The organism is Methylocystis sp. (assembly GCF_051062815.1).
Classification (GTDB): domain Bacteria; phylum Pseudomonadota; class Alphaproteobacteria; order Rhizobiales; family Beijerinckiaceae; genus Methylocystis.
In genome coordinates this window covers 105,907-130,768 of the sequence record NZ_JBPFDU010000070.1, presented here as the reverse complement: position 1 = coordinate 130,768, position 24,862 = coordinate 105,907, and the positions used below count along the sequence as shown (strand labels likewise).

Annotated in this window: 25 protein-coding genes; 13 read left to right on the top strand and 12 right to left on the bottom strand. The window is 64.1% G+C overall.

Going from position 1 to position 24,862, the window contains the following annotated elements; all coding sequences use genetic code 11:
• Nucleotides 1-40 precede the first annotated feature (40 nt).
• The 3 genes from ACR65W_RS11625 to ACR65W_RS11615 all read right to left on the bottom strand — a co-directional run bounded on the left by ACR65W_RS11625 (nucleotide 41) and on the right by ACR65W_RS11615 (nucleotide 3,696).
• The gene (locus ACR65W_RS11625) at nucleotides 41-436 is read right to left on the bottom strand and encodes a DUF2946 family protein (RefSeq protein WP_175094392.1); all 396 of its coding nucleotides are present in this window, start codon (nucleotides 434-436) and stop codon (nucleotides 41-43) included.
• Nucleotides 437-565: 129 nt separating this feature from the next.
• Nucleotides 566-3,184: a TonB-dependent receptor gene (locus tag ACR65W_RS11620; RefSeq protein ID WP_434501019.1), complete on the bottom strand. Its 2,619-nt coding sequence runs from the start codon at nucleotides 3,182-3,184 to the stop codon at nucleotides 566-568.
• A gap of 146 nt (nucleotides 3,185-3,330) precedes the next feature.
• Nucleotides 3,331-3,696 (bottom strand): hypothetical protein, encoded by a 366-nt coding sequence (locus ACR65W_RS11615; protein ID WP_434501020.1) that lies wholly within the window; start codon nucleotides 3,694-3,696, stop codon nucleotides 3,331-3,333.
• A 190-nt stretch (nucleotides 3,697-3,886) separates the two neighbouring features.
• On the opposite strand from ACR65W_RS11615, the gene apaG reads away from it, so the two are divergent.
• The gene (apaG, locus tag ACR65W_RS11610; protein WP_434501021.1) at nucleotides 3,887-4,279 is read left to right on the top strand and encodes a Co2+/Mg2+ efflux protein ApaG; all 393 of its coding nucleotides are present in this window, start codon (nucleotides 3,887-3,889) and stop codon (nucleotides 4,277-4,279) included.
• Nucleotides 4,280-4,288: 9 nt separating this feature from the next.
• Nucleotides 4,289-5,446, top strand: coding sequence for an acetylornithine deacetylase (gene argE, locus ACR65W_RS11605; RefSeq protein ID WP_434501022.1), 1,158 nt, complete (start codon nucleotides 4,289-4,291; stop codon nucleotides 5,444-5,446).
• A gap of 10 nt (nucleotides 5,447-5,456) precedes the next feature.
• On the opposite strand, the gene ACR65W_RS11600 is transcribed toward argE, so the two are convergent.
• Together ACR65W_RS11600 and ACR65W_RS11595 are read right to left on the bottom strand one after the other, a co-directional pair.
• Nucleotides 5,457-5,900, bottom strand: coding sequence for a hypothetical protein (locus tag ACR65W_RS11600; RefSeq protein WP_434501023.1), 444 nt, complete (start codon nucleotides 5,898-5,900; stop codon nucleotides 5,457-5,459).
• A 256-nt stretch (nucleotides 5,901-6,156) separates the two neighbouring features.
• On the bottom strand, nucleotides 6,157-6,399 hold the full coding sequence (locus ACR65W_RS11595; protein WP_434501024.1) for a hypothetical protein: 243 nt from the start codon (nucleotides 6,397-6,399) through the stop codon (nucleotides 6,157-6,159).
• Nucleotides 6,400-6,632: 233 nt separating this feature from the next.
• Between ACR65W_RS11595 and yajC the strand changes: the two genes are divergently transcribed.
• The 7 genes from yajC to ACR65W_RS11560 are packed head-to-tail and all read left to right on the top strand — an operon-like array spanning nucleotide 6,633 to nucleotide 13,208.
• Entirely contained in the window at nucleotides 6,633-7,256 is a 624-nt protein-coding gene (yajC, locus tag ACR65W_RS11590) for a preprotein translocase subunit YajC (RefSeq protein WP_434501025.1), read from the top strand.
• 36 nt (nucleotides 7,257-7,292) lie between these two features.
• Nucleotides 7,293-8,885, top strand: coding sequence for a protein translocase subunit SecD (gene secD / locus ACR65W_RS11585; RefSeq protein WP_434501026.1), 1,593 nt, complete (start codon nucleotides 7,293-7,295; stop codon nucleotides 8,883-8,885).
• A 13-nt stretch (nucleotides 8,886-8,898) separates the two neighbouring features.
• Nucleotides 8,899-9,966 carry a protein translocase subunit SecF gene (gene secF, locus ACR65W_RS11580; RefSeq protein ID WP_434501027.1) on the top strand — a complete coding sequence of 356 codons (1,068 nt, stop codon included), beginning with the start codon at nucleotides 8,899-8,901 and terminating at the stop codon, nucleotides 9,964-9,966.
• Complete coding sequence (locus tag ACR65W_RS11575) at nucleotides 9,963-10,340, top strand: Mth938-like domain-containing protein (protein ID WP_123176343.1); 378 nt, start codon at nucleotides 9,963-9,965, stop codon at nucleotides 10,338-10,340. Before secF ends, ACR65W_RS11575 begins: the two co-directional genes overlap by 4 nt.
• Before the next feature lie 4 nt (nucleotides 10,341-10,344).
• Nucleotides 10,345-11,184, top strand: a complete 840-nt coding sequence (locus ACR65W_RS11570) for a phytoene/squalene synthase family protein (protein ID WP_434501028.1) — start codon at nucleotides 10,345-10,347, stop codon at nucleotides 11,182-11,184.
• A gap of 36 nt (nucleotides 11,185-11,220) precedes the next feature.
• The gene (locus ACR65W_RS11565; RefSeq protein ID WP_434501029.1) at nucleotides 11,221-12,555 is read left to right on the top strand and encodes an ActS/PrrB/RegB family redox-sensitive histidine kinase; all 1,335 of its coding nucleotides are present in this window, start codon (nucleotides 11,221-11,223) and stop codon (nucleotides 12,553-12,555) included.
• Between the two features lie 59 nt (nucleotides 12,556-12,614).
• On the top strand, nucleotides 12,615-13,208 hold the full coding sequence (locus ACR65W_RS11560) for an ActR/PrrA/RegA family redox response regulator transcription factor (protein ID WP_434501030.1): 594 nt from the start codon (nucleotides 12,615-12,617) through the stop codon (nucleotides 13,206-13,208).
• Nucleotides 13,209-13,213: 5 nt separating this feature from the next.
• Here ACR65W_RS11560 and ACR65W_RS11555 read toward each other — a convergent pair whose 3' ends face one another.
• Nucleotides 13,214-13,687 (bottom strand): MmcB family DNA repair protein, encoded by a 474-nt coding sequence (locus ACR65W_RS11555; RefSeq protein WP_434501031.1) that lies wholly within the window; start codon nucleotides 13,685-13,687, stop codon nucleotides 13,214-13,216.
• Between the two features lie 105 nt (nucleotides 13,688-13,792).
• Here ACR65W_RS11555 and ACR65W_RS11550 point away from each other — a divergent pair, with 105 nt between their 5' ends.
• A complete protein-coding gene (locus ACR65W_RS11550; RefSeq protein WP_434501032.1) occupies nucleotides 13,793-14,878 on the top strand; it encodes a polyamine ABC transporter substrate-binding protein in 1,086 nt (361 codons plus the stop codon).
• Between the two features lie 69 nt (nucleotides 14,879-14,947).
• On the opposite strand, the gene dnaA is transcribed toward ACR65W_RS11550, so the two are convergent.
• The 6 genes from dnaA to coaBC form a co-directional block, all read right to left on the bottom strand.
• The gene (gene dnaA / locus ACR65W_RS11545) at nucleotides 14,948-16,450 is read right to left on the bottom strand and encodes a chromosomal replication initiator protein DnaA (protein WP_434501033.1); all 1,503 of its coding nucleotides are present in this window, start codon (nucleotides 16,448-16,450) and stop codon (nucleotides 14,948-14,950) included.
• A gap of 932 nt (nucleotides 16,451-17,382) precedes the next feature.
• Nucleotides 17,383-17,655 carry a 30S ribosomal protein S20 gene (rpsT, locus tag ACR65W_RS11540; RefSeq protein ID WP_434501034.1) on the bottom strand — a complete coding sequence of 91 codons (273 nt, stop codon included), beginning with the start codon at nucleotides 17,653-17,655 and terminating at the stop codon, nucleotides 17,383-17,385.
• Between the two features lie 115 nt (nucleotides 17,656-17,770).
• Entirely contained in the window at nucleotides 17,771-18,544 is a 774-nt protein-coding gene (locus tag ACR65W_RS11535) for an enoyl-CoA hydratase (RefSeq protein WP_434501035.1), read from the bottom strand.
• A gap of 44 nt (nucleotides 18,545-18,588) precedes the next feature.
• Nucleotides 18,589-19,035, bottom strand: coding sequence for an RrF2 family transcriptional regulator (locus ACR65W_RS11530; protein WP_434501036.1), 447 nt, complete (start codon nucleotides 19,033-19,035; stop codon nucleotides 18,589-18,591).
• The gene (gene dut, locus ACR65W_RS11525) at nucleotides 19,035-19,496 is read right to left on the bottom strand and encodes a dUTP diphosphatase (RefSeq protein WP_434501037.1); all 462 of its coding nucleotides are present in this window, start codon (nucleotides 19,494-19,496) and stop codon (nucleotides 19,035-19,037) included. The genes ACR65W_RS11530 and dut overlap by 1 nt, the downstream gene beginning before the upstream one ends.
• Nucleotides 19,493-20,755 (bottom strand): bifunctional phosphopantothenoylcysteine decarboxylase/phosphopantothenate--cysteine ligase CoaBC, encoded by a 1,263-nt coding sequence (gene coaBC / locus ACR65W_RS11520; protein WP_434501038.1) that lies wholly within the window; start codon nucleotides 20,753-20,755, stop codon nucleotides 19,493-19,495. The genes dut and coaBC overlap by 4 nt, the downstream gene beginning before the upstream one ends.
• Before the next feature lie 385 nt (nucleotides 20,756-21,140).
• On the opposite strand from coaBC, the gene ACR65W_RS11515 reads away from it, so the two are divergent.
• The 3 genes from ACR65W_RS11515 (at nucleotide 21,141) to recQ (ending at nucleotide 24,813) form a co-directional block, all read left to right on the top strand.
• Nucleotides 21,141-21,695, top strand: coding sequence for a DUF3124 domain-containing protein (locus ACR65W_RS11515; RefSeq protein ID WP_434501039.1), 555 nt, complete (start codon nucleotides 21,141-21,143; stop codon nucleotides 21,693-21,695).
• A 43-nt stretch (nucleotides 21,696-21,738) separates the two neighbouring features.
• A complete protein-coding gene (gene recF, locus ACR65W_RS11510; protein WP_434501040.1) occupies nucleotides 21,739-22,878 on the top strand; it encodes a DNA replication/repair protein RecF in 1,140 nt (379 codons plus the stop codon).
• 96 nt (nucleotides 22,879-22,974) lie between these two features.
• Nucleotides 22,975-24,813 carry a DNA helicase RecQ gene (recQ, locus tag ACR65W_RS11505; RefSeq protein ID WP_434501042.1) on the top strand — a complete coding sequence of 613 codons (1,839 nt, stop codon included), beginning with the start codon at nucleotides 22,975-22,977 and terminating at the stop codon, nucleotides 24,811-24,813.
• Nucleotides 24,814-24,862: the final 49 nt, after the last annotated feature.

Genomic DNA, 24,862 nt, shown 5'->3' with positions numbered 1-24,862 from the left:
CCGGGCGAGACGCGCAAAGGGCGCGACAGCGTGCGAAGGATCAGGAGTTGGCGGGAGGCGCTCGCGCCTGTCGGGAAAAATCCTGCAGGCGGGTCGGCAGGGCGCAGTCCGCCACCGTCCAATCAAGCGCTGTCCATTGGACGGGCGCCTTGCCGAGATGAATGACGCGCGCGGCCAGCGGCGCGACGCCATCGCAATGGTTTTGACAAAACAGACAGACGTCGCGGTGGCCCTTTGCGTGGCCTGGCGCCTGCGATCGGTCGCTCGAGGCGACGTCGGTAAAGCAAAATTCGCTGACGGCGTCGCCGGCGCCCAGCCGCGACGCGACCTGCGCCGCCGCAGGCGCGAAGGCCTGAACGGTCAGCGCGAGCGCGAACAGCAGAACTGTCAGCCAGTTACGACGCATAAAGTCTCGAGCCTTGGAATCGGCGCGCATGCGGAATTCACATGCGCGCATTGATGTAAGCAAAAAGCGAAGGCCACGACAAGTTAATCTTGGAGCGACCGCCTCGCCGCGGCAAAGCGTCTCAGCAGGACGATCGCACGCTCGGAACGCCCTGGCGGCTCACCTGACCGCCGACGTGCCTCCGGAACCACCCCGGTCGATCGTTACGCCCGATCCGTCCGGCCCGCCGAAGTCATAGTTGAGCGCGATAAAGAAGGTGCGCTGCGGATAGGGATTGGGATTCACATAAGCCTTCCAGCGGCCGATGTTGTTCACGCCGACGGATAGCCACCAATTCGGCTCGAGCCGGTATCTCGCCTTCATATCGAAAACGAGGATTTCACTGTCCACATTGCCGTAATTGTTGTGGTTGAAGTCGGTGTTCGCAAAGGTGACGAACGCCGGGGACGAGTAGCGCGCGCCAAGGGCGAAAGACATGTCGGGATTGGGGCTGTAGCTCGCGACGCCGCGAAAACGAATTCTCGGGACGCGCGGGAACTGATTGCCGGCAAAGAGAATGCTGTTGAGATTGCCGCTCGACAGATTGGTCTGAATTTTTGCGTCGGTGAAGGTCAGGCCGCCCTCGAAATCCAGTCCCGGAACGAGAATGTCCTTCATATGCGCCGCCGCCTCGATGCCGCGAAACCGCACCTTGTCGAGGTTGGCGTTTTGCGAGACCTGGGTGCCGAAGATGGAGAGCGCGGTCTGGCTGGCGATGGCGTTCCAGCGGTCGTCGAGGAACAGGCTGATGCGCGGATTGAAGAGCCCGATCGCGCCGCCGAATGCGTCGACCGTCCGATACTCGCCGGTCAGATCGTAACAGGTGCAGATTTCAGGCTGCAAATTTGGATTGTTGATGAGCACCGAACTCGGCCCCGACAAGGCCTGGAATAGTTCCGTGACTGTCGGGAAACGGTAGGCGCGGGCGATCGAGCCGCGCAAGGAGAGTTCCGGCGTGAAAAAATATTCGAGCGCCGCCTTCGGCGAGAAGGCGCCCTTATAGGAATCCGGGAAATAGGTGATGTTCGCGGCTCTAAAGGGAAGGCCGACGATCGCCTGGCCCGCAGGGTTCGACGCGTTGGCGAACCCCCCAGTGCCATTCATGCCGCCAAAGGCGCGCCACCACTCGCCGCGCGCGCCGGCGGTGAATTTCCAGTCCGGCAGAGGCCGCCAGACTTCCTGAACATAGAGGCCTTTAGTTTCGGTCTTGCCGAAGTTCAACGCCTGGATCCCCATATAGTAATTATTGGGCCAGGACACGGTGCTGGTCTGCTTGGTCGCCAGTGAATAAAGATCGCCATGCGCGCCGAACGACACTTCATGCTTGCCGAGAATGTCGTAAGGCACGCGCCAGATGAAGCGCGCGTCGCCGGTGCGCCAGAACGTTCCGCCATTGTTGGTGTTCAGCCCGCGCGGATCGACATTATAGGCGGTTCCCGCCGCATTGATGCGCGGTCCGTAGGATTGCGCATTGTTGGTGAAGTCACGCAGAAAGTTGAACGACGTCGCCGACAGATCGAAATCGAAGACGCCGCCGGTGTCCTGTCGAAGCTCCAACGCCTGCATCAGGTGGTTTGCGGCGCCGTGTCCGGGATTGACGCCGCCGGGCGTAACCGAAAACGGGCCAAGCTGCACGCGCCCGCTTTGGGTGTTGTAGATCGGCACGCCGTTCCTGTCGTTAATGAAGCTTTGGACGCTGGTGGTGTTGTTCAGCGTCCAGAAGCCGACCTGATATTTGGCGCGCAATAGCGGCATGATGTCATAAGAGACTTTGACCTTCGCCAAGTCGGTTTGGACATAGTCGGCGCCTGCGGCTGCGGTGATGACGCGCGGCCGTCCTTCCTGATTGAAATCGACATGACCGCCGTAAAAGCCGGCATCGACGCGAGGAACGGGATTATTGTTTCCTACCAGCGGCTGCGGGGTGAGAATATTGCCCGGGAAAGTTTGCGCCTGACCCTGATTGTCCAGATGCTCATACCCAATCCAGTAGCGGAAATCGTTGATCCGGTCGCCCACAAGAACATTGGTCACCCCGCCGAGGTTGAGTTCATTTCGGCTATAGAGGCTGAACGGCTGCACCGCCACGGTGCCCATGGCGTGGACCTCGAAATCGTCCGGCATGCGCGTCGTCATCGTCAGCACGGCGCCGATCGAATTGCCCGGATAAAGCGCCGAGAACGGCCCGTACATCACATCGACGCGTGAAATTTCGGCGGGCGAAACCATGCCCCAGCGCGGCGCGAAGTTGAAGCTGTTGCCGAGCAGATTCGAGAGCAGCACATTGTCGGCATAGACAAGCGTCAACGCGCTCTGAATGGTGCCCGTGGTGCGCGTCGAGACGATCGCGTTGCGATCGCCAATATAGCGCTCGCGGATGAGAATTGACGGCATGTATCTGAACGCGTCGGACGAGGTCATAATGTTCGTCGTCTTTTGAATCTCTTTGCGCGTCCTGCTCTCGACGACCGCCGGAATGTTCGCCGGCAAGGTGCGGCTGAACGGCGCTGGCTTTGGCTCGGCGTAACGATCCGCCAAAGCAGGCCCCGGCACGGGCGTCGCGGTCGTGACGCGTCCAGGTCCGCCGACAGGACGACCAGCGGGGCCCGGCCGCGCAGGGCCGCGCGCGCCGCCGACGTTGATCGTGGGGAGCGCCTGCTGCGCTTCCGCGACCGACGGGGCGAGTAGGCTGAGAACGGCGAAAGAGGCTCCTCCGAGGAGGCGAGAGCGACGGGTCATGACGGTGTTCCTAGGGCGCCGACGCAAGTCGGCATGACGGGGAGCGCGGCCGCGACGTGGATGCAACGCGCACGCAAATGAATGAAGGGGCTGTTTGAGACAGCGGATCGAGACCCCCGGCCGCGCGCTCTTGCGCGCCAGCGGCCTCAGGCGCGTGAGAGGGGCGGCGCCCGTGCGCTATGCGCGCGCGATGATCGCTCGGAGTGCGACCGCACCGCATATGTGGGCGCGTCGATCAGCGCATATTCGCCCAGCGCCACAACATAGTCCGAGGCCAGCGAAACCCAGGCCGGCGGCGGTTCGCCGCATAAGAGGCAGGATTGACAGTTATGCCGATGGCCAAGCCGGTCGTTGGGCGCCGACTGTTCCCCTGCGCCCACCTGCTGGCAATGAGCTGCAAGTCTCTCTTCGGGAGAGATCGAAGCGGCGCGCGCCAGCCCGGCTCCGCCGGCGACGGTCTGGACGACCATGGCCAGGATAAGCAGCAGGGTGCGAAGCGTCGTGAGCCGCATTTTGATTCCGGTCAAAACTGACAACCCACTATTTACAATTCACTGCATGGCGAATAGCCGTGGCGCGACGAAATGAGTCCGAAAAGCCCTTGGTGTGGCCATTCAGCCACAGTCTGTGATCGTTCGCGCGCCGATCATTGCCCAATCAAAAACGTTTCACTTTGCTGGCGCCCGTTCTAATCTTGCCTCCATGTACATCTCCATCACCAGAGACATTCAGGTCACGGCGCTTCCCGACTTTCTGCCGGATCGCTCAGACCCCGACCAGGATCGCTACTTCTGGTCGTATACGATCGAGATCGCCAATCTCGGGCGCGTTCGCGTGCAGCTTTTGTCGCGCCACTGGGTCGTCATCGACGCCAACGGGCGCCGCGAGGAAGTGCGCGGACCGGGCGTCGTCGGCGAACAGCCGGTGCTGGAGCCCGGGGAGACGTTTCGTTACGCCTCAGGCTGTCCGCTTGCCACGCCGTCAGGGATGATGCAGGGCAGCTATCGGATGATCACCGACGCCGGCGAAACCTTCGACGTCGAAGTGCCCGCTTTTTCGCTCGACAGTCCGCTGTCGCGTCCGACGCTGAATTAGGCCGGCGAGATGGAGCGCCTGGAAGACGCGATCGACCTGCTCTCCCGATTGGTCGCTTTCGATACGGTGAGCTCCAAATCCAATCTGCCGCTGATTGATTTCGTCGAAGCTTACCTGCGCGAACAGGAGGTGCGCTTCGTGCGCGCGCCGAACGCCTCCGGCGATAAGGCGGCCCTCTTCGTCACGATCGGCCCCGACGTTGACGGCGGCGTGCTCCTGTCCGGCCACACAGACGTCGTGCCGGTCGCCGGGCAAGCCTGGAGCGCTGACCCGTTCACGCTGCGCCGCGACGCGACGCGACTCTATGGGCGCGGCGCGGTGGACATGAAGGGGTTCGACGCCGCCTGTCTCGCGATGATTCCCGAATTCAAGGCGGCGCGGCTGTCTCGCCCGATCCACATTCTCTTGAGCTATGACGAGGAGACCACCTGTCTCGGCCCTCTCGACGTCATCGCGCGGTTCGGGGCCGACCTGCCGCGCCCCTCGGCCGTGATCGTCGGCGAACCGACGTCGATGGAGGTCGCCGACGCGCATAAGAGCGTCGCCACCTATGTGACGCGCGTGCGCGGGTTCGAGATCCATTCGGCCAATCTGCATCGCGGCGTCAGCGCCGTGCATGTCGCCTGCAAGCTCGTGTGCGAGCTGGAGCGCCTCGGCGAGGAGTTGCGCGCCGCAGGCGACCCGAGCGGGCGTTTCGATCCGCCCTTCTCCACCATTCACGTCGGCGTGATTCACGGCGGAACGGCGCGCAATATCGTCGCCAAGGACTGTGAATTCCAGTGGGAGTTTCGAGCGTTGCCGGGCGCGCCGGCGAATTTCGCTTACGACCGGCTGGAAGCCTATTGCGAGGCTCTAAGACGAACGATTTTCGTCGGTTTTCCCGACGCCGGCGTCGAGACCACGATTGAGAATCAGGTGCCGGGACTCGCGCCGCAGCCGGGCTCCGAGGCGGAGACCCTGGCGCTGCGGCTCGCCAAGCGCAATGGGACGATCGCCGTCCCTTATGCGACCGAGGCCGGTCAGTTTCAGCGCGCCGGCGTTGCCGCCGTCGTCTGCGGCCCTGGCCGCATCGACCAGGCGCACCAGCCCGACGAATTTATCGACATCGTCGAGCTGGCCGCCTGTCTTGAGTTCCTGCGCGGCCTAGCGCAGCAACTTCGCGCGTAAGGATCCTGCTTTAGCCGCAGACCCACATCCAGGTCTGGCGGTAGGGATGCCAGCGCCAGCAACGGCCCACGCCGTAATCCCACCAGCGTCCGCGCCACCAACGTCCGCCGCCGTGGCGCCCGCCGCCATGACGACCGCCCCAACCGCCGCCGCCGCCGCCCCAGCCGCCGTGGTGACCGCCACCGCCCCAGCCGCCGTGGGGACCATGGCCGCCGCCGCCCCATTTGCCGCCGCCGCCCTGGCCGCCGCCCATATTGCCGCCTTGACCGCCTCCCCCTTGACCGCCGCCGCCGCCTTGACCGCCGCCGCCGCCGTGGCTGCCGCCGCCGCCCCAGCCGCCTCCACCTTTACCGCCGCCGCCGCCGTGGCCGCCTCCAGCGGCGTCGGCCGTAACGGGCATCGCCAGCGCGCCGATGAGCGCCGCGACCACAGAAATGTTTTTGAAAGCTGACATGACTCCACCTTCCGTTGAATGGCTCAGCACGGTCCGCGGATCGGCGGGAGACTTGGGCTGAGGCATGACCCCACAGCTCTATGTGGCGTCGTTTCTATAATTTGCGAGCGATCCCTCTCCGGCGCCGCAACTGAGCGGACACGCGAAAGCGCATCGCCCAGCGACAGCGGTTCGAGTGGCTCCAGCGTTCGCGAAGCGAGAGGGCTCTTCGGCCGCCGCCGAAGAGGCTAGATCGCTTGCTTGGGTTCGAAGCGGCTCAGCACGCCCAATGCCACTGCCCGTACCACCAGCGCCAGCAGCCGCCGCCATATCCGCCCCAGCCCCTGTGGCCCCAGCCGCCATGCCAACCGGCGCCATGCCAACCGCCATGCCAGCCGCCGCCGCCATGCCAGCCATGACCGCCATGACCGCCATGACCGCCATGGCCGCCTGCGGCGGCGGGGGAAGAGGCAAAGAGCGCTCCCGCCAAAAGCGCGGCGTAAGAAAGTTTCTTCAACATGATTTTTCTCCTGACAACAAAGACGCCCTTAAGGCGCCTTACACTGACTATGCTCTCCAACGGCGAAGCGCGGTGCGTGGCCGCACATTCGGTTGCTCGCGCTTATGCGCGCGCATCACGTGAAGTCGGCCGCGCGCCATTGCTTTCGTGAAGTGAGCGGCTATAGTCCGCGCCCGTTCGGCGCTTGGAAATAATCCGCGTCGGGCTCCGAGCCCTTTAAAGAGATTTTCGCGATGAAGCTGATCCCGGACGCTTTGGCCCAAGCCCAGACGCCCTCACCACCTGCCGCCGAGACGCCTGCGAGCCCGCCGGCCCAGCCGACGGCGCCTTCCACGCCGACGGCGCCAACTCCGCCACATCCGCCAACCGCCACCCAGACGGGTCAAACCGTCGAGACGCAGCCCGAGGAGCATCAACCTCCGACCATGCCGGAGATGCTCGGACAGCTTATTCCCATCTTCGTGGTGATGGGCATCGTCTACATCTTGGTGATCCGCCCGCGCTCCCGACGCGAGAAAGAGCAGCTCGCGCAGTTGCGCAACGTCCGACGCGGGGACACGCTCGTCACCACGAGCGGAATCGTCGCCAAGGTGACGAAATCCATCGACGATGCTGAAATCGAGGTCGAGATCGCGCCCAACGTGAGGGTGCGAATGCTGCGCACCGCCGTCGCCGAAGTGCGCGCCAAGGGCGAACCCGTAAGGGAGGAGACGCCGCCGACGGCCAAGACTGGCGGCGCCAAAGGCGGCGGAAAGTCGGCGAAGTCTGGCGAAACCAAGTCGAGCGACGTCAAGACCGGCAACGGCAAAGCGGGCGACAGCAAGCCCGGAGACGCCGGATCCGGCTCACAGAGCTGACGCGGGTCCTTTCGATCACTAGCCGATAGCAGGACAATGCTGCGATTCTCGACCTGGAAATTTCTCGCCATTGTGGCGATGACTGTCGCTGCGGTGCTTGTCGTCGCGCCGAGCATGTTGTCGCCGTCCCATTATGAAGAGTTGAAGTCGCGCCTGCCCGCCTGGCTTACGCCTCCGACCATCGTGCTCGGCCTCGACCTGCAGGGCGGCTCGCATGTGACGCTCGAAGTGGATCAGGCGGATCTCATCAGCACGCAGGTGAAAAATCTGCGCGACGACGTGCGCCGAATCCTGCGCGAAGAAAAGGTCGCCATCTCCGGCGGCATCGGAACGACCACGCGCGGCGTACAGGTGCGCGTCGTCGACCCTGCGGATCGCGAGAAAGTCCTTCCAAAATTGCGGCAGCTGCGCAACAGCTTCAGCGGCGCTCTCATGGGCGGGCCTTCGCCGCTCGACGTCGAGGCGTCGCCGGACGGCCTCATCCGCGTGACCGTCACCGACGCGGGCATTTCAGACAAGTCGCGCAAGGCCGTGGAGCAATCGATCGAAGTCATTCGGCGGCGCGTCGACGCCCTCGGCACGCGCGAGCCGAGCATTCAGCGTCAGGGCGACGACCGCGTGCTGGTGCAGGTGCCGGGCCTTCAGGACCCCGAAACGCTCAAGGAAATTCTCGGCAAAACCGCGAAGCTCGAATTCCGCCTCGTCGCCGATCCGGGCCAAAATCCGTCGGAAGTCGAGGAGCTCGATCAGGTCGAACAGGAAGGCAAGCTCGGCGTCGAGAAGCAGGTGATGGTCAAGGGCGAGGATCTGACGGACGCGCAGCCGGGATTCGACCAGCAAAGAAGCGGCGAGCCGGTCGTCAATTTTCGCTTCAACATCCGCGGCGCCCAGGCCTTCGGCGAAGTGACCTCCAAGAACGTCGGGCGCCTGTTCGCGATCATCCTCGACAACAAGATCATTTCCGCGCCGCGGATCTTGACGCCGATCACCGGCGGCTCCGGCCAGATTTCCGGACGCTTCACCGTCGAACAGGCGAACAACCTTGCGATCCTGTTGCGCGCCGGCGCGCTGCCGGCGAAGCTCAACATCGTTGAAGAGCGCACCGTCGGTCCGGGCCTCGGCCAGGACTCGATCGACGCCGGCAAACGCGCCGCCTATGTCGGCGCGGGCCTCGTCGTCGTCTACATGCTCGTCACCTACGGCGTCTTTGGCGTCTTCGCCAATCTCGCGCTGTTTGTGCACATCGCCTTCATTTTCGCCGGCCTTGTGCTGCTCGGCTCGACGCTGACGCTGCCGGGCATCGCCGGAATCGTGCTGACGATCGGCATGGCGGTCGATTCGAACGTGCTGATCTACGAGCGCATACGCGAGGAAAATCACGCCGGGCGCTCCATCCTCGCCTCGCTCGACGCGGGCTTCACGCGCGCCTTCGCGACCATCGTCGACTCCAACGTCACCATGTTCGTTGCGGCGGCGATCCTTTATTTTCTTGGCTCGGGACCTGTGCGCGGCTTCGCCGTGTCGCTTGCGCTCGGCATTCTGACGACCATCGTCACCGCAGTGACCATGACGCGCATGATGATCGCCGTCTGGTATCATTACGCGCGGCCGACAAAACTGCCGATCTAAAGGGGCGACATTTATGAAACTTCTGCGCCTCGCTCCGGAGAACACCAAATTCCCGTTCATGCGGTTCCGCCGCGTGAGCTATCCGTTCTCGGCCGTGCTGTCGCTGATCGCGGTCGCCCTCTTCGTCTTCAAGGGCATGAATTTCGGCATCGACTTCGCCGGCGGCACGGTGATCGAACTGCGCGCGAAATCCGGCGCCGCGGAAGTCGGCACGCTGCGCACGCTTGGCGAAGGCCTCCAGCTGGGCGACATCGAGGTGCAGGCGTTCGGGAATCCGGCAGACGCCACATTGCGCTTCGGTCTGCAGCCCGGCGGCGACGTCGCCCAGCAGGCGGCGGTGGAGCGCGTGCGTGGCGCCGTCGGCGGATATTATGATTTGCGCCGCGTCGAGGTCGTCGGCCCGCGCGTCTCGAACGAATTGGTGCAGTCGGGCACGCTCGGCGTCGTGCTGTCGATCATCGCGGTGCTGACCTATCTTTGGTTCCGCTTCGAATGGCAATTCGCGATCGGCGCCGTGATCGCGACGATGCACGATCTGCTGCTCACCGTCGGCTTTTTCTCGATTACGCAGCTCGAATTCAACACCACATCGATCGCCGCGATCTTGACCATCGTCGGCTACTCGCTGAACGAAACCGTGGTGGTGCTCGACCGAATTCGCGAGAACATGCGCAAATACAAGAAACTGCCGACAGCGCAAATGGTCGACATGTCGATCAACGCGGTCCTGCCGCGCACGATCATGACCGCGACGACGGTGATGCTTGCGCTGTTCGCGCTCGTCGCCTTCGGCGGCCAAGTGATCCGATCGTTTTCGGTCGCGATGATTTGGGGCATTTTCGTCGCGACCTACTCGTCAATCTTCATCTGCTCGCCGATGCTGATCTATCTCGGGCTGCGCAATGAAGACGCCGACAAGGCGGCGCAAAAGCACGAGACGGAGCGCAAGGCCGACGCAGCAGTTTCCGCGCGTGAGGACGTTGCGGAAGCGCCGGTCTCCGCGCCGACGAAGTCCGCCGAAAAGACGCCTGCGCCCTCTCGGAAGGCGTCCGGCAAACGCGCCAAGACGAGGCCAGCTTGACGGGCGGGTCCGGCGGCTATGTTCCCGGCCGTCACAAAATCGATGACTATGGCGGCGGCGGTTTCCGCTTCGCCGATATGTCCCATCGCGGCTCTATTCTCGCGCTGCCCTCCGGCGTGCGCGCCGTGCCTCTGACCAGCGCCGCGGAGATCGACGATTCGATGATCGATAGCGCGCTTTCCGAAAGCGGCGGCCTCGACGTGTTTGTCGTCGGCACCGGGAAGGATTTGTTGCCGCTTGCCGGCGGCCTGCGCGCGAAGCTGCGCGCGGCGGGCGTCGGTTGCGAAACCATGGCGACGGGAGCCGCCGTGCGGACCTACAATGTGCTCGTCGACGAGAATCGGCGTGTCGGCGCGTTGCTGATCGCCGTGTGACATCATGACCGCCGCCTCGCGGGAGCATTATGTGCAATGCGAGGAACTTCTGCGCGCGCGTGATCGCGACCTCTGGCTCGCCTGCCTCTTTGCACCCCAGGACGCGCGCCCGCACATTCATGCGCTCTACGCCTTCGCCCAGGAAACGGCGGACGTCAGCGGCAAGGTCACGCAACCGCTGCTCGGCGAGATGCGGCTGCAGTGGTGGGTCGACGCGCTGGAGGCCGACGCCGCGCAAGGCGAAGGCGTGCGCGCCAATCCCCTGGCCGATGCGCTGATCGACACGATCGAGCGATTCTCCTTGCCCCGCGACGAATTCGTCGCGCTGGCGCAGGCGCATATCTTTGATCTCTACGATGACGCGATGCCGACTTGGACGGCGCTCGAAGACTATTGCCGCGCTACGGCTTCGGCCCCGATTCGCTGGGCGGCGCGAATTCTCGGCGCAGATCCTCAAGCCCCGTCGGCGGGGGCTTTCGATGAGGCGGGAGTCGCGCTCGGCGTCACGCGCATCTTGCGCGCTCTTCCTGAGGGTCCCCAACAGGAGAAATTCCTGCCGGACGAGGCGTTCGCGCATGACGGCGACCCCTCAGGCCGGCGCGGCGAGCTTGGTCCGATCGTGAAGAAATTGCACGCGCTGGCGCAATCTCACTACGAGCGGGCGCGCCGGCTGGCCGTGGATCTCGGACCCGCCCGCGCCGCGCTGCTCCCGTGCGCCATCGCTCCACTTTATCTGGAGCGGCTGGCGCGAAGCGACTACGATCCGTTTCGCCCGCTTGGCGATCCCTCGCCGCTGCGGCGACAGTGGCGCATCTGGCGCGCGTCGCGCGGCGTGGGATTGTGACTCGCGCCGGAAGCAGCGCTCCATGGAATTACTGAAATGACATCTGTCGAATATGACTACGACGCCCGGCGCCTGCGCATGGAGACGCTGCTTATGCTTCGCTGGGTGGCCATCACCGGTCAGGCGGCGGCATGTATCGGCGTCTATTTCGTTCTGGGATTCGATTTTCCCGTCGGCCTCTGCTTCGTTTTCATCACGGCCTCGGCGACGCTCAACATCGGCATGCGCTTTGGCACGCCGCGCAGTTTCCGCCTCGGCGACGTCGAGGCCGCCGTCCTGCTGGGTTACGACATCATCCAACTGGGATTTCTGCTCTATCTCACCGGCGGCCTGACGAATAGCTTCGCGATGTTGTTTTTGACGCCGGTGATCATCTCGTCGGTGTCGCTGCCGAGCAATCTGACGCTGCTGCTCGGCATCGTCATGATCGCGGTCGCGACGGTGCTCACGGTCGAATATTATCCTTTGCCCTGGTATGCCGACGAAAAACTGACTTTCCCCCTCCTCTACCGCACCGGCGTCTGGGCGGCGCTCGTGCTTAGCGCGGCGTTCATCGGCATCTACGCCGCGCGGGTGTCAGACGAGGCGCGGCTCCTGGCCGACGCGCTCGCGGCGACGGAATTGGTGCTCGAGCGCGAGCAGCACCTCTCGCAACTTGACGGGCTCGCCGCCGCCGCCGCGCATGAACTTGGCACCCCGCTCGCGACCATTACGCTGATCATCAAAGAATTGCAGAATTCCCTGCCAGAGAATGCGCCGGCGCTGCGCGACGACCTCGCGCTCCTGGCGCAGGAGACGGCGCGCTGTCGGGAGATCCTGGGCAAGCTGGCCTCGCTTGGCGCAACGGACCAGAGCAGCGTGATGAATCTGCTGTCGATCGACACGCTGATCCAGGAAGTGGTTGAGCCGCAGCGTGAGATCGGCGTCGAGGTCGAAATTTCCAAAAATGGACCCTCGGACCCGCCGGTGCTGGCGCGTAATCCAGCGATTCTTTATGGGCTGGGCAACCTTGTCGAAAACGCGATGGACTTCGCCACTTCACGCGTGAAGATCGACGCTTGGTGGAGTTCAAGCTACGTGACGATCGCCATTCAGGACGACGGGCCCGGCTACTCTCCAGACATTCTTGATCGTCTCGGGGACCCGTATCTGCGGGGGCGGCCGCTCGAACGGCGCACGAAAAACGATGCCGAGTCAGGGCTTGGCCTCGGCCTCTTCATCGCCAAGACCCTGTTGGAGCGCTCGGGCGCTACAGTCGAAACAATGAATGTTTCTCCGCCGCGCACCGGCGCAATCGCCAAAATCACTTGGCCGCGCGCCGCGCTCGAGCCCGCCGCGGCCAGGCCAAGGCTTCCCCAACAGGACAAATAGAATCGACGCGACGCCGGCGATAAGCTAGATTTGACAAAAATCAGGGCTGGAAATGCGCGATGTCGACCGAAGAATTGAAGGCGGATCGAGAAGGCGTCTCGGAACCTGAGCAAGTTCCAACGCTGCCACAGGATCGTTCACTGCTGATCCTGGATGACGACAAGCCGTTTCTTGGCAGATTGACGCGCGCGATGGAGGCGCGGGGCTTCCTGGTGACGCCCTGCGAAACAGTCGCCGAAGGCCTTGCCGCCCTTGAGTCGAATCCGCCCGCTTTCGCCATCATCGACATGCGGCTCGACGACGGCAATGGCCTCGACGTCATCTCAAAGCTGAAGACGTCACGTCCCGACGCGCGCGGGATCATCTTAACCGGTTACGGCAACATCGCGACCGCGGTGACCGCGGTTAAGCTCGGCGCCTTCGACTATCTGGCGAAGCCCGCCGACGCCGACGAAATCTATCACGCGCTGATGGCGACGCAGGTCGACAAACCCGACGCTCAAGAAAATCCCATGTCCGCCGACCGCGTGCGGTGGGAGCATATTCAGAGGGTTTTCGAGTCATGCGACCGCAACGTCTCGGAGACGGCGCGGCGGCTCAACATGCACCGCCGGACCCTGCAACGCATTCTCGCCAAGCGTGCGCCCCGCTGACGGCTTTAATTCGCCTGTTCGTCGCCGAAGGCCAACCGGCAGTAACGGTCCGCCGCCATCGTCGCGAAGCGTAACAGCATCGCGCGTCGACGAGCGGGCGCGAGGGGGAACGCCGGCGCCTCGCGCGTCAGTAGGGCCCCGTGCGCGTCCGCGACGATCAAGCCCGCATCATTTGGAAAAATCGCCGGATCGAGCGATGCGGGGATCGCGAAATAGAACCGATCGCAAAAGCCGCGATACTGCGGCCATTTAAGATCCGCATGAAAGTCGGCGTAGCTCGACTTGACCTCGACGATGCGCAGGACGCCGTCGGAAGCGAGCGCGATGAGATCGGCGCGTCGGCCGTTCGGCAGGGGCGCTTCGCAAACGATCGAAAATCCGCAGGCTCTCAGATAGCGGCGAGCGCCGCGGGCCACGCATTTGGTCGCGTCGGCGCGGCTTTCGAACGCCATCGCGCCTTCTACGAGGATCGCGGTCATATTGTCTCCGCTGGCGTTTCGGCCGCTCAAGCCAGCATGGCGCGTCGCCAAAGCGCGCGCAACCATGATAGGTTCGCCCCATTGATCCACTACACGGCTTGGCGCATGAAACGGCTTCTTCTCGCATGCCTCCTCTCGCTCGTCGCCGCAACATCGCCCGTCCTGGGCGCTGAGCGCGTCGTCAACATTTTCAATTGGAGCGATTACATCGATCCAAGCGTGCTCGAGGACTTCACCCGAGAGACCGGAATCAAAGTCATTTACGACACCTATGACTCGAACGAGATGCTCGAGGCGCGGCTTCTTGCCGGCGACACCGGCTACGACGTCGTCGTGCCGTCGGCGACGTTCCTCCAGCGGCAGATCGCAGCCGGCGTGCTGCAGCCGATCGACAGAAGCAAGCTCGTCAACGCGCGCAATGTCTGGCCCGAGATCGACTCCAGACTTTCGCGTTTCGATCCGGGCAACCGCTACGCCATCAACTACATGTGGTACACGACCGGCGTCGCTTACGATGTGGCGAAGGTCCAGGAGCGGCTTGGCAAGCCGATAACGAGCTGGGATCAGGTCCTGCGGCCGGAAAATTTAAAGAAACTCGCCGACTGCGGCGTCTACATGCTCGACAGTCCGGAGGACATGTTCGCGATCGCGCTCAACTACCTGAAGCTCGATCCCAATTCGAAAAATCCGAAGGACCTTTCTCGGGCCGCCGGCCTCTTAGGAAATCTGCGCCGCTATGTGAAGAAATTTCATTCCTCTGAATATATCAATGCGCTGGCGAACGGCGACATTTGCGTCGCCATCGGTTGGTCGGGCGACAGCCTGCAAGCGCGCAATCGCGCCCGCGAAGCCGGAACCGACGTCGATATCGCTTACGTGATTCCGACTGAAGGTTCGCTCCTGTCGCTGGACAATCTCGCGATTCCAAAAGATGCGCGCCATCTCGACGAGGCCTATCTCTTCATCGACTATCTGCTTCGACCGGACATCGCCGCGCGCAATTCGATCGCCACCAATTTCGCCAATGGCGTCGCGCCGTCGCGACCGCTGATTGACAAGGCGGTCGCGAATGATCCGTCGGTCTATCCAAACGACCTCACCATGCGACGCCTGTTTACCGTCACGGCGCCCGATCAGACAGTTCAGAAACTGATCACCAGAATGTGGACGACGGTGAAGACCGGACGATGAGACGGGCTGGTGCGCGGCGATTGCGCGCCCGTCGCCGCGTTACGCGTGAACCCAGCCGAGCGCCGTAGTCTACTGCTCGCTCAAGATGCGCTTCAAAAGTTCGATGACTTCGGCGAGCCCTTTGTCTTTGGCGGCGAGCTCCTCGATTTTCCGCACCGCGTGCAGCACGGTGGTGTGATCGCGGCCGCCAAATCTGCGGCCAATCTCCGGCAGCGAGCGCAGCGTCAGCACCTTCGATAGATACATGGCGATCTGCCGAGGCCGCACCACATTGGCGGTGCGCCGAGACGACAGAATGTCGGAGCGTGAAATATTGTAGTGGCTCGCCACGAGCTTCTGGATATCGTCGATCTTGACGCGTTTGGGGTCCTGTGTGCGCACGAGATCGCGAATGGCCGATTCCGCGGTCTCGACGGTCAGCGGCGCCCCGGTCAGCGTGGCGTGGGCGAGAAGCCGATTGACGGCGCCCTCAAGATCACGGCCGTTGGTCGCGATCGTCCGCGCCACGTAGGAGATGACCTCCGGCGGCACGTAGAAACCGGATTGCGACTCCTTCGCCGATGCAATGCGCGCGGCGAGGATCTTGATGCGCAAGGACTCGTCCAGCGGGCCGATGTCCACGCAAAGCCCGCCCTTGAATCGCGACAGCACGCGCTCGTCGAGCGTGTCGAGTTCCGACGGCGGCCGGTCGGCCGCGACGACGACCTGACGGCCGGCGTCAATCAGCGCATTCAGCGTGTGGCAGAATTCCTGCTGGATTGATTTGCCTTGGAGAAACTGAACGTCGTCGATGATCAGCACGTCGATGCCGCGCAGCTTCTCCTTGAACGCCAGCGACGTATGCGTGGTCAGCGAAGAGACGAAGCCGCTCATAAAGCGTTCAGCCGTCAGATAAATCGTATGGCGGCGGTTGTCGTTCGACGCATGCGCGAGCGCCTGCAGGAGATGCGTCTTGCCGAGTCCGACCGCCGCATGGGCGTAGAGCGGATTGAACATCGGAAGATCGCCGGAGCGCGCCTCCGCAACGCGGCAGGCGGCCGCGTAGGCGAGCTGGTTCGACGGCCCGACGAGAAAGGTCGAGAAGGACAGCCTACGATCAAGCGGCGAGCCGACGAATGCGTCGGCGTCGTGACGCAAGGTCATCGGGCGAGCGGCGCGGCGCGCATTTCCTTCGTTGACCGCTTCGAGAGCAGGCGCGAATGACGCGACGGCGCGCGCGACGCAGTGCGGCGCGTTGGACTCGAGCTGATCGGCGCCGTCTTCACGCGAGCGCGCTTTGCGCATAGGCGAACGCACGTCGATGACGACTCGCTCGACTTTCGAGAATTCGCTCGCGACGCGCGCCTTGATGCGCGGCGCATAGTGCGACTGCACCCAGCTTTTCAAGAATTTGGTGGGCACCGTCAGATGCACCGCGCCGCCATCGATGCGCTCGAGCTCCAATCGCGTGAACCAGGAATTGTAAACCGCGTCGCCGAGGTCGCTCCTCAGTCTGTGTCGGACTCGGTCCCATTTCGAGCGATCTTCAGCGGTTACTCCGTCGTCTGCCAATTGTTCTCTATGATCGGACATATCAGACCTTTTTTCCGAAACGAGCGCCAGAAAGGGAGCCCTCGGCGAATCTCGCCGCTGGCGCTGATCGAAAGGAACCTAGTTGGATCGAGTAATTGCCGCCGCGAACGGCGTTAAATCAGAACTCTCGAAGGCGGCCCAATCGCGAGCCGCGCGCATCTGCCGACGCTGGCCTCCTGCGTGACACAGACGCCGCAAGACGCCGCGACCGACCGCATATTGATGCGATCGTTGACGCTGCGCACTCCCTGGACTGTCTCGGCCAACCGCCCCTTCGCCATGGCAAAGTCTCCCCTCGTCCGGGATCAGCGAGAATCCCGGATTGATGCGCGTCGCAGGAAACGGACTTTACTCTACGCCCTTGCGAACTGATCACTTGAGTTTTCAAGCCGAACGGCTGGAAGGCGGCAATGCGTCTCGCTCTGTGGGCCCATCCGCGCCGGGGAACGCAGGTCGTTCCCCTCACTATTGCGCGCCCATGAAAAACTGACGCCGACCGCCCTTCGTTCGACCCTTCGAAGCTACACGTCAGCGCCATCACGCGCAACGACGCTCGCAATTAAATCTGTCATAATGATTGGACTTTTGTCGCGTGGCGCCGTGAACTTTCTTCATCTTCGGCGATAAGCCGATGATTCGCCGCTCTTAAAATTCCGCGAGCGACATGCGCGTCGGGGCGACCGCCGTGCGCCGGACAAGCGCCAAAAATAGTGTCAAGTGCCCGAGCTATTTCCCGTTCGTGACAGCTTGATTGCAAGAGATTGAATCGGGAGAATTTTGAATGATCACGAATTATTGCTGCGAAAAAAAATTCCTGGCCGTGTCATCTGCGCTTCATGCGACGAATTGCCGTCGCCGTCCTGCGCAATAAAAAAGCCCGGCTCTCGCCGGGCTCCAAGAATGCTGCGTCCATGTTATGTGCGGCGAATTCTCTACGCCTGTGCGGCCAGCGCCTTCACTCGCGCGGTCAGTCGCGAAACCTTTCGCGAGGCCGTGTTCTTGTGAATGACGCCTCGCTGCGCGGCGCGCATCACGATCGGCACGGCATGTTGCAGCGCGTCCGCCGCCACCGAGGCGTCGCCCGAGGCGATCGCCTCCTCGACCTTGCGCACAAAAGTGCGCATGCGGCTGCGACGCGCCCGATTGACCGAAGTGCGGCGGGCGATCTTGCGAACGGCTTTCTTGGCCGAACTCGTATTGGCCATGCTTTGCGTGTCCTTGAAAGTGACGGCGATGCCGCCCAAAAACCAAACGGCCGCGAAATCGCGGCCAAGTGGCGTGGTTTATAAGCGCGACGGCCGCCTTTCGTCAATGGCCGCCCTATCGATTGGCGAAAGCCGGCTTCCGCTTTTCCACGAAGGCGTTCATGCCTTCCTTTTGATCGCCCGTGGCGAAAAGTGAATAGAAAAGCCCTCGCTCATGTCGGATTCCCTCGGCGAGCGTCGATTCAAAAGCGCGATTGACCGCCTCCTTGGCCATGAGAACCGCGGGAAGCGACATAGACGCGATCGTCGCGGCCGTCTTGATCGCCTCGGCGAGAAGATCGGCGGCCGGGACAATCCGCGCGACGAGGCCGGCGCGCTCGGCCTCCTCGGCGCCCATCATCCGACCTGTCAGTATGAGATCCATCGCCTTGGCCTTGCCGACGGCGCGGGTCAGCCGCTGCGTGCCGCCGGCGCCGGGAATCACGCCGAGCTTGATTTCCGGCTGGCCGAATACCGCCGTGTCCGCCGCGAGAATGAAGTCGCACATCATCGCGATTTCGCAGCCGCCGCCCAACGCGAAGCCAGAGACGGCGGCAATGATGGGCTTGCGGGCCCGCGCCACGACGTCCCACCGGCCGATGAAATCGTCGAGAAAGGCGTCGACGAAGCCCTTGTCGCGCATCTCCTTGATGTCCGCGCCAGCGGCGAAGGCCTTCTCGGAGCCGGTGAGGACGACGCAGCCGACGCCGTCGTCCGATTCAAACTTCGCGAGCGCATCGTCGAGCTCGGCGATGAGCCGCGCGTTCAGCGCGTTGAGCGCTTCAGGCCGGTTGAGACGGATCAGTCCGACTCGGCCCTGCGTCTCGACCTCGATCGTGTCATAAGTCATGCGCGCCTCCTCGCCAGTCCAGCGACTTCGCCGGCTCGCGCGCTTCATATCTCAAAATCGCCGCTCGCGTCCGCCCTTTCTCCAAAACCGAGCGTGACCGCGCGGGCGTGCAGATCGTCGAGCGTCACGTCGTCCAGTTGCCGGAGCGCGCTCTCTTCCGCTTCAGCGATGATCGGCTCCAGCACCGACGAGAGCAGCGGCGGCGCCACGTCCGGCTCCTCCTCCTCTTCAGCGCGCAAGGCGACGCGAACGATTTCGCCGACGGAGAGACGGCGCCTTTCGCGCGCCAGCGCATAGCCCCCCGCTGGCCCTCTTACGCTTTTGAGAATCCCCGCTCTCACCAGGGCCTGCAGGACCGTCTCCAATCGTCGCGGGGGAAGATCGTGACGCGCGGCGAGCTGCTTTGACGACACCGGCCGGCCGCGCGCATGAAGCGCCACGTCGAGCGTCGCCATGAGCGCGAAGCGAGCGGTGCGCGGCAGGAGCTTCATCACGCGCCTTCTCCGGTCAGTCCCGTCGACCCGAAGCCGCCGGCGCCGCGCGTCGTTGCGTCGAGATCGTCGACCTCCTCCAGCATCACATGCGTCACCGGCGCGATCACGAGCTGGGCGATGCGCATGCCGCGAACGATCTCGAAGGGCTGCCCCCCGAGATTGATCAGCAGCGTCTTGATCTCGCCGCGATAGTCGCTGTCGATGGTGCCCGGGGCGTTGAGCACGGTGACGCCGTGCTCAGCGGCGAGGCCCGATCGCGGGCGAACCTGTCCCTCATAGCCCTGAGGCAGCGCGATCGAGAGCCCTGTGGGGATGAGATCGCGGGCGCCTGGCTCCAGCACCAGCTTTTGCCCCGGCGCCAGCGCGGCGTGGAGATCAAGGCCCGCTGCGCCTTCGCTGGCGTAGGCCGGGAACGGCAGACCATCGCCGTTCGGCAGTCGGCGGATCGCGACTTTCATGACGCTTCGCCGATCATCTGCGCGAGGCGCGTCACGAGCCGCTCGGCGACGTCTTCCTTGCGAAGCCGCGGCCAGTCTTCGACGCCCCCTCGCGAGACGAGATGCGCCTCATTCGTCGCCCCGCCAAATACGCCGGTCCCCTCGCTGACGTCGTTGGCGACGATGAGATCACATCCTTTTCGGGCGAGCTTTTCCTGCGCGTGGCGGATAAGGTCGCGCGTTTCCGCAGCAAAGCCGACGACCAAGCGCGGACGGTTCGGTCCGCGTGAGACGCTCGCAAGAATGTCGGGATTTTCGACAAGCGACAGGCTTGGCGCGCCGCGCTTGCCTTTCTTGAGCTTGTCGACCGCCGGCTCCGCGCGCCAATCGGCGACAGCCGCTGCGGCGACGAATATATCCGCCGGAAGCGCGGCCTCTGCGGCGGCCAGCATGTCTCGCGCGCTCTCTATATGTATGGTCTCGCAGCCGGGCGGATCTGAGACCGCGACCGGCCCTGAGATCAACGTCACACGCGCCCCTGCGCGCGCCGCCGCCGCCGCAATGGCGTGCCCCTGCCGCCCTGACGAGCGATTGGCGATGTAGCGAACCGGATCGATCGGCTCATGGGTGGGTCCGGAGGTGACGATGACATGCAGCCCTTCGAGCGCGCCGCCGCGCGTCAGCAGGCCTTCGGGCGCGGGCAGCCGAGTGTCCTGCTTCAGCGCCGTCTCGATCGCTTCGACGATCTCCAGCGGCTCGCTCATGCGCCCGGGTCCATATTCGCCGCAGGCCATGTCGCCGACGTTCGGGCCGACAAACCATGCGCCGTCGCCGTGCAGCGTCGAGACGTTACGCTGGGTTGCGGGGTGAAGCCACATGCGCACATTCATCGCCGGCGCATAAAGAACGCGCTTGTCGGTCGCGAGCAGCAGGGTGGTCGCCAGATCGTCGCAGAGACCGCGCGCCGCGCGCGCGAGAAGATGCGCCGTCGCGGGGGCGACGACGATGAGATCAGCGTCCCGCGACAGCTGAATATGGCCCATCTCTTGCTCGTCGTTTGCGGAGAAGAGATCGTCGTAGACTTTATCGTTCGCCAGGCTGACGAAGGCGAGCGGCGCCACGAACTCCTTGGCAGCCGCCGTCATGACGACGCGCACCCGCGCGCCGCGCTCGCGCAGACGCCGCACGAGATCGAGCGACTTATACGCGGCGATCCCCCCGCCGACGATCAGCAAGACGCGCTTAGCCTCGAGGCTTCGCGCACAACCCACGCCCGCCACTGAAAAAACTCCGATCGCCGCAGGCGGAGAATACAGATTTTATGCGTAAGGCCAAACGACTTCGCTCATCCGATCGGGAAAGCTTTTCCGCTCGCAAGGAATGCTTGCGCCAACATTCGTCGCTCCGCGACAAGATCGCGAGCGACGCTTGCCGGCATCCCCGCCGACAAGCACGGTCTCTCCCGGTTAAACCGCGGCTTCGCGGGCCTCCAGGATCACCGAAACCCGCAAAAGGCTCCAGCGATACGACGCCGCGTCGCGCATGCCAACTGTCGGCCTCCAAGCGGCCTCCACGGCGAATGACATTCGATTAGACCTTTCGTAGCGCGATGCTAGTGTGCGCCGGCGCCGCATTATGTCGAGTCGAAAGGAAAAGGTGTGCGCAATGCCGCTTAGCCTTGCCCCGCGTGTTCTTGCCCCGCGTGTTCTTGCGCTCGCTCTCGTCGTGAGCGCCTTCGTCACGGAGTGCGCGGCTCGGTCGCCGCCGCCGTCGGCTCAGCCCGTCATCGTCAGCCCCGACGCCACGACATCTGCTCCTGCGGAGAAACTCGCGCTTCGCGGGCGCACGCTGATCCCGCTGCATTCGACCCTCATCGGGCAAGGCGGCGTGACGCGGCTGAACTTCTCCGGCGCGCTCTCGATCCACAACGCCTCGGCAACGAATATTCTGGCGATCGAAAAGATCGAATACCGCAACGGCTCGGGTCAACTGATCGAGAGCTACCTGAATGATCCCATCTATCTGAAGCCGTACGCCTCACTGCAGGTCACCATCGCGCAAGACGACGTTCGCGGCGGCACCGGCGCCAGTTTCACGGTCGACTGGTCAACGGCGCAAGGATCGGACGAACCCTTGATCGAAGCCGTGATGACCTCCTACACAGGTCCCCACAGCTACGCCATCCTCTCGCCGGGCCGCCGCGTTTCCCGGCCACAATGATCGCCCGCGCGCCCGCGCCGCGCTGCGTGAACGCGGCGGCGCCATGACGATCGTTGCGACAAAAAGCGCGCCACGCGTGCGCCGCCTGACGCTCAGCGACTTCCGCTCCTATGCGGCGCTCGATTGCCGCTTCGAGTCGACGATCATTGCGCTCTTTGGCGAGAATGGCGCGGGCAAGACCAATCTAATTGAAGCGCTGTCGCTCTTCTCGCCTGGCCGCGGCCTGCGCCGCGCAGAACTCGCCGAATGCGCGAGACGCGGCGGCGCCGGCGGTTTCGCCGTCTCGATCGAAGTCGATAGCGACGGCTCGGGGACGCAACTCGGCCACGGGCTGACGCCGTCAGGCGAACGGCTTTTTCGCATCGACCGCGCGCCGGCGTCTTCGGCGCGGGCCTTCGCCGATCATGTCCGGGTGCTCTGGCTCACGCCGGCGATGGATGGGCTTTTCTCGGGCGCAGCGGGGGAAAGACGGCGCTTTTTGGATCGGCTGGCGCTCGGCGTCGACGCCGAGCACGGCGCGCGCGCCAACAGGCTGGAGCGGGCGCTGCGCAACCGAAACCGCCTTCTCGAAGAAGGCGTCGCCGACCGGCGCTGGCTCGACGCCGCCGAGCAGGAGATCGCCGCGCTCGGCGTCGCCGTGGCCGCCGCGCGGCGCGAGACCGTATCAAGGCTCGTCGCGCTGATCGCCGCAGGACGCGACGACGCCTCGCCCTTTCCTTGGGCGGACGTGACGATCGAGGGCGAGCTGGAGCGGCGGCTGGCGCTCGATCCGGCGCTCGCGGTGGAGGAGTGGTACCGCGGCGAACTCGCCGCGTCCCGACGCCGTGACGCCGCCGCTGGACGCACGTTAATTGGTCCGCAGGCGAGTGATCTCGCGGTGCGCCACGGCCCGAAGAACGAGGCGGCTCGGGCCTGTTCGACCGGCGAGCAGAAAGCCTTGCTGATGGGGCTGACCCTGGCGCATGCGAAGCTGATCGGCGCCATGACCGGACAGGCGCCGCTGGTGCTGCTCGACGAAGTCGCCGCGCATTTCGACGCGAAGCGTCGCGAAGCCTTGTTTCAGGAGCTCGAAACGCTCGGCGGGCAGATATGGATGACGGGCGCGGACCCCGCGCTGTTTGCGTCATTGCAGGGACGCGCCCAGCTCCTGCGGGTAACGCCCGGGAAAGTGGAGGAAGCCTAGCCCTCCCCTGTGATGATCGAAGCTCATCGACCTGGCGCGTCCGCCAGCTTGCGTTCCTGATCGCCGCTGCGTCCTCGCCTGTGCTATCCCGCCGCCATGGCCATGCTTCCCCCGCAGGCGCGCGTCCTGCTCAAATCCGTTTTCGGCTATGACGACTTCCGCCCCGGTCAGGCCGAGATCATCGCCGCCGTCCTCCATGGCGGGCCGGTGCTCGCGGTCATGCCTACCGGCAGCGGCAAATCGATGTGCTATCAGCTTCCCGCGATCATGGAAGGCGCGCTGACGGTGGTCGTCTCGCCGCTCATCGCGCTGATGCGCGATCAGGTGCAGCAGATGCGGGCGCTCGGCATTGCGGCGGCGACGCTCAACTCCATGAACGGCGCGGACGAGAATGACGAAGCCCGTCGCGCGATGCGAGACGGCGCGTTGCGGCTGCTCTATGTCTCGCCCGAGCGCCTGATGATGGACGGACTCATCGCCGATGTGCGCCGCGCCGGGGCGCGACGCCTCGCCATCGACGAAGCCCATTGCGTTTCGGAATGGGGCCATGATTTTCGTCCGGAATATCGCGAGATCGGTCGCGTGGCCGAAGCGCTCGGCGACATCCAGGCGATCGGCCTCACCGCCACGGCTGACGCCGCGACGCGCGAGGACATCGCCAGGAGACTTTTTTCCTCGCCGCCACAGCTCTTCCTGCACAGTTTCGATCGGCCCAACATCGCGCTTAATTTCGCTCTGAAGGACCAGCCGAAACGTCAGCTCTCGCATTTTCTCGAAAAACACAAGAGCGAAAGCGGCATCGTCTATTGCTCGTCGCGCAAGCGCACCGAAGACCTTGCGTATTACTTTCAGGAGCAAGGTTACGACGCGCTCGCCTATCATGCGGGGATGGATCAGGCGGCGCGCAATCGCAATGGCGACCGTTTCCTGCGTGAAGACGCCGTCATCGCCGTCGCGACCATCGCCTTCGGGATGGGCGTCAACAAGCCGGATGTGCGCTTCGTCGCGCATGCCGATATGCCGTCGTCCGTCGAGAGCTATTATCAGGAGATCGGGCGCGCGGGCCGCGACGGGCTGCCGGCCGATACGCTGACGCTCTACTCGCTTGACGACATGGCCTTCCTCCGCCGGCGCATCGACGAAAAGGACGTGAGCGAGGAGCGCCGCCGCATCGAGCACGACCGCTTCTCCGCGCTGGCCATGCTGTGCGAGACGCCGCGCTGCCGGCGCCAGACGCTGCTCGCCTATTTCGCGGAAGAAGCCGCGCCTTGCGGATGCTGCGATGTGTGCCAGGGCAAGGTCGCGGTTTTCGACGGCGTCATCCCGACGCAAAAGGCGCTCTCCGCCATCTATCGCACCGGCCAGCGCTTCGGCGCCGGACATATCGCAGACGTGTTGAGAGGCGAAGCGACCGACGCCGTGCGCCGGCATGGGCATGACGCGATCAAGACTTTCGGCGTCGGAAAGGAATTTTCCAAATCGCAGTGGTCGTCGATCATGCGTCAGCTCTTCGCCGCCGGCGCGCTGCGAACTGCAAGCGTCGAATATAGCCCGTCGAAAGACGGGCGTCCTTACGGACGCCCTATGGGCGGTTTCGCTCTGACGCCGAAAGGCGAGAAGATTCTCTTGGGCCGCGAGACGATCATGCTGCGCGGCGATCCGCTGACGCGCAGCGACCGCCGCAAAAAAGCCGCCGCCGGCCTCGACGAGACGACGGACCGCATTCTCGCGGCCCTCAAGCGCAAGCGGCGCGAACTTGCGCAGGAGGAAGGCGTGCCTGCCTATGTCGTCTTCGCCGATCGCACGCTGATCGACATGGCCGAAAAGCGGCCGGCGACGCTCGACGACATGCTCGCGGTGCACGGCGTCGGCGAGAGGAAAGTCGCGCGTTACGGCGACGCATTTCTCGAAGCCTTGGCGGAGGCGCTGCGTTAGCTTTTTCCCCGGCGCCGAGGCATAACCCTGGCCGGGAAGCCGGCGCGGG

Coding starts and splice junctions, on each gene's coding strand:
- secD (WP_434501026.1), top strand. CDS start 7,293: ATGCTGCGATTCTCGACCTGGAAATTTCTCGCCATTGTGGCGATGACT.
- apaG (WP_434501021.1), top strand. CDS start 3,887: ATGTACATCTCCATCACCAGAGACATTCAGGTCACGGCGCTTCCCGAC.
- yajC (WP_434501025.1), top strand. CDS start 6,633: ATGAAGCTGATCCCGGACGCTTTGGCCCAAGCCCAGACGCCCTCACCA.
- ACR65W_RS11620 (WP_434501019.1), bottom strand. CDS start 3,184: ATGACCCGTCGCTCTCGCCTCCTCGGAGGAGCCTCTTTCGCCGTTCTC.
- ACR65W_RS11555 (WP_434501031.1), bottom strand. CDS start 13,687: ATGACCGCGATCCTCGTAGAAGGCGCGATGGCGTTCGAAAGCCGCGCC.
- ACR65W_RS11595 (WP_434501024.1), bottom strand. CDS start 6,399: ATGTTGAAGAAACTTTCTTACGCCGCGCTTTTGGCGGGAGCGCTCTTT.
- secF (WP_434501027.1), top strand. CDS start 8,899: ATGAAACTTCTGCGCCTCGCTCCGGAGAACACCAAATTCCCGTTCATG.
- ACR65W_RS11600 (WP_434501023.1), bottom strand. CDS start 5,900: ATGTCAGCTTTCAAAAACATTTCTGTGGTCGCGGCGCTCATCGGCGCG.
- ACR65W_RS11625 (WP_175094392.1), bottom strand. CDS start 436: ATGCGCGCCGATTCCAAGGCTCGAGACTTTATGCGTCGTAACTGGCTG.
- argE (WP_434501022.1), top strand. CDS start 4,289: ATGGAGCGCCTGGAAGACGCGATCGACCTGCTCTCCCGATTGGTCGCT.
- recF (WP_434501040.1), top strand. CDS start 21,739: ATGACGATCGTTGCGACAAAAAGCGCGCCACGCGTGCGCCGCCTGACG.
- dut (WP_434501037.1), bottom strand. CDS start 19,496: ATGAAAGTCGCGATCCGCCGACTGCCGAACGGCGATGGTCTGCCGTTC.
- ACR65W_RS11515 (WP_434501039.1), top strand. CDS start 21,141: ATGCCGCTTAGCCTTGCCCCGCGTGTTCTTGCCCCGCGTGTTCTTGCG.
- ACR65W_RS11560 (WP_434501030.1), top strand. CDS start 12,615: ATGTCGACCGAAGAATTGAAGGCGGATCGAGAAGGCGTCTCGGAACCT.
- ACR65W_RS11535 (WP_434501035.1), bottom strand. CDS start 18,544: ATGACTTATGACACGATCGAGGTCGAGACGCAGGGCCGAGTCGGACTG.
- dnaA (WP_434501033.1), bottom strand. CDS start 16,450: ATGTCCGATCATAGAGAACAATTGGCAGACGACGGAGTAACCGCTGAA.
- recQ (WP_434501042.1), top strand. CDS start 22,975: ATGGCCATGCTTCCCCCGCAGGCGCGCGTCCTGCTCAAATCCGTTTTC.
- ACR65W_RS11565 (WP_434501029.1), top strand. CDS start 11,221: ATGACATCTGTCGAATATGACTACGACGCCCGGCGCCTGCGCATGGAG.
- ACR65W_RS11570 (WP_434501028.1), top strand. CDS start 10,345: ATGACCGCCGCCTCGCGGGAGCATTATGTGCAATGCGAGGAACTTCTG.
- ACR65W_RS11530 (WP_434501036.1), bottom strand. CDS start 19,035: ATGAAGCTCCTGCCGCGCACCGCTCGCTTCGCGCTCATGGCGACGCTC.
- rpsT (WP_434501034.1), bottom strand. CDS start 17,655: ATGGCCAATACGAGTTCGGCCAAGAAAGCCGTTCGCAAGATCGCCCGC.
- ACR65W_RS11550 (WP_434501032.1), top strand. CDS start 13,793: ATGAAACGGCTTCTTCTCGCATGCCTCCTCTCGCTCGTCGCCGCAACA.
- ACR65W_RS11615 (WP_434501020.1), bottom strand. CDS start 3,696: ATGCGGCTCACGACGCTTCGCACCCTGCTGCTTATCCTGGCCATGGTC.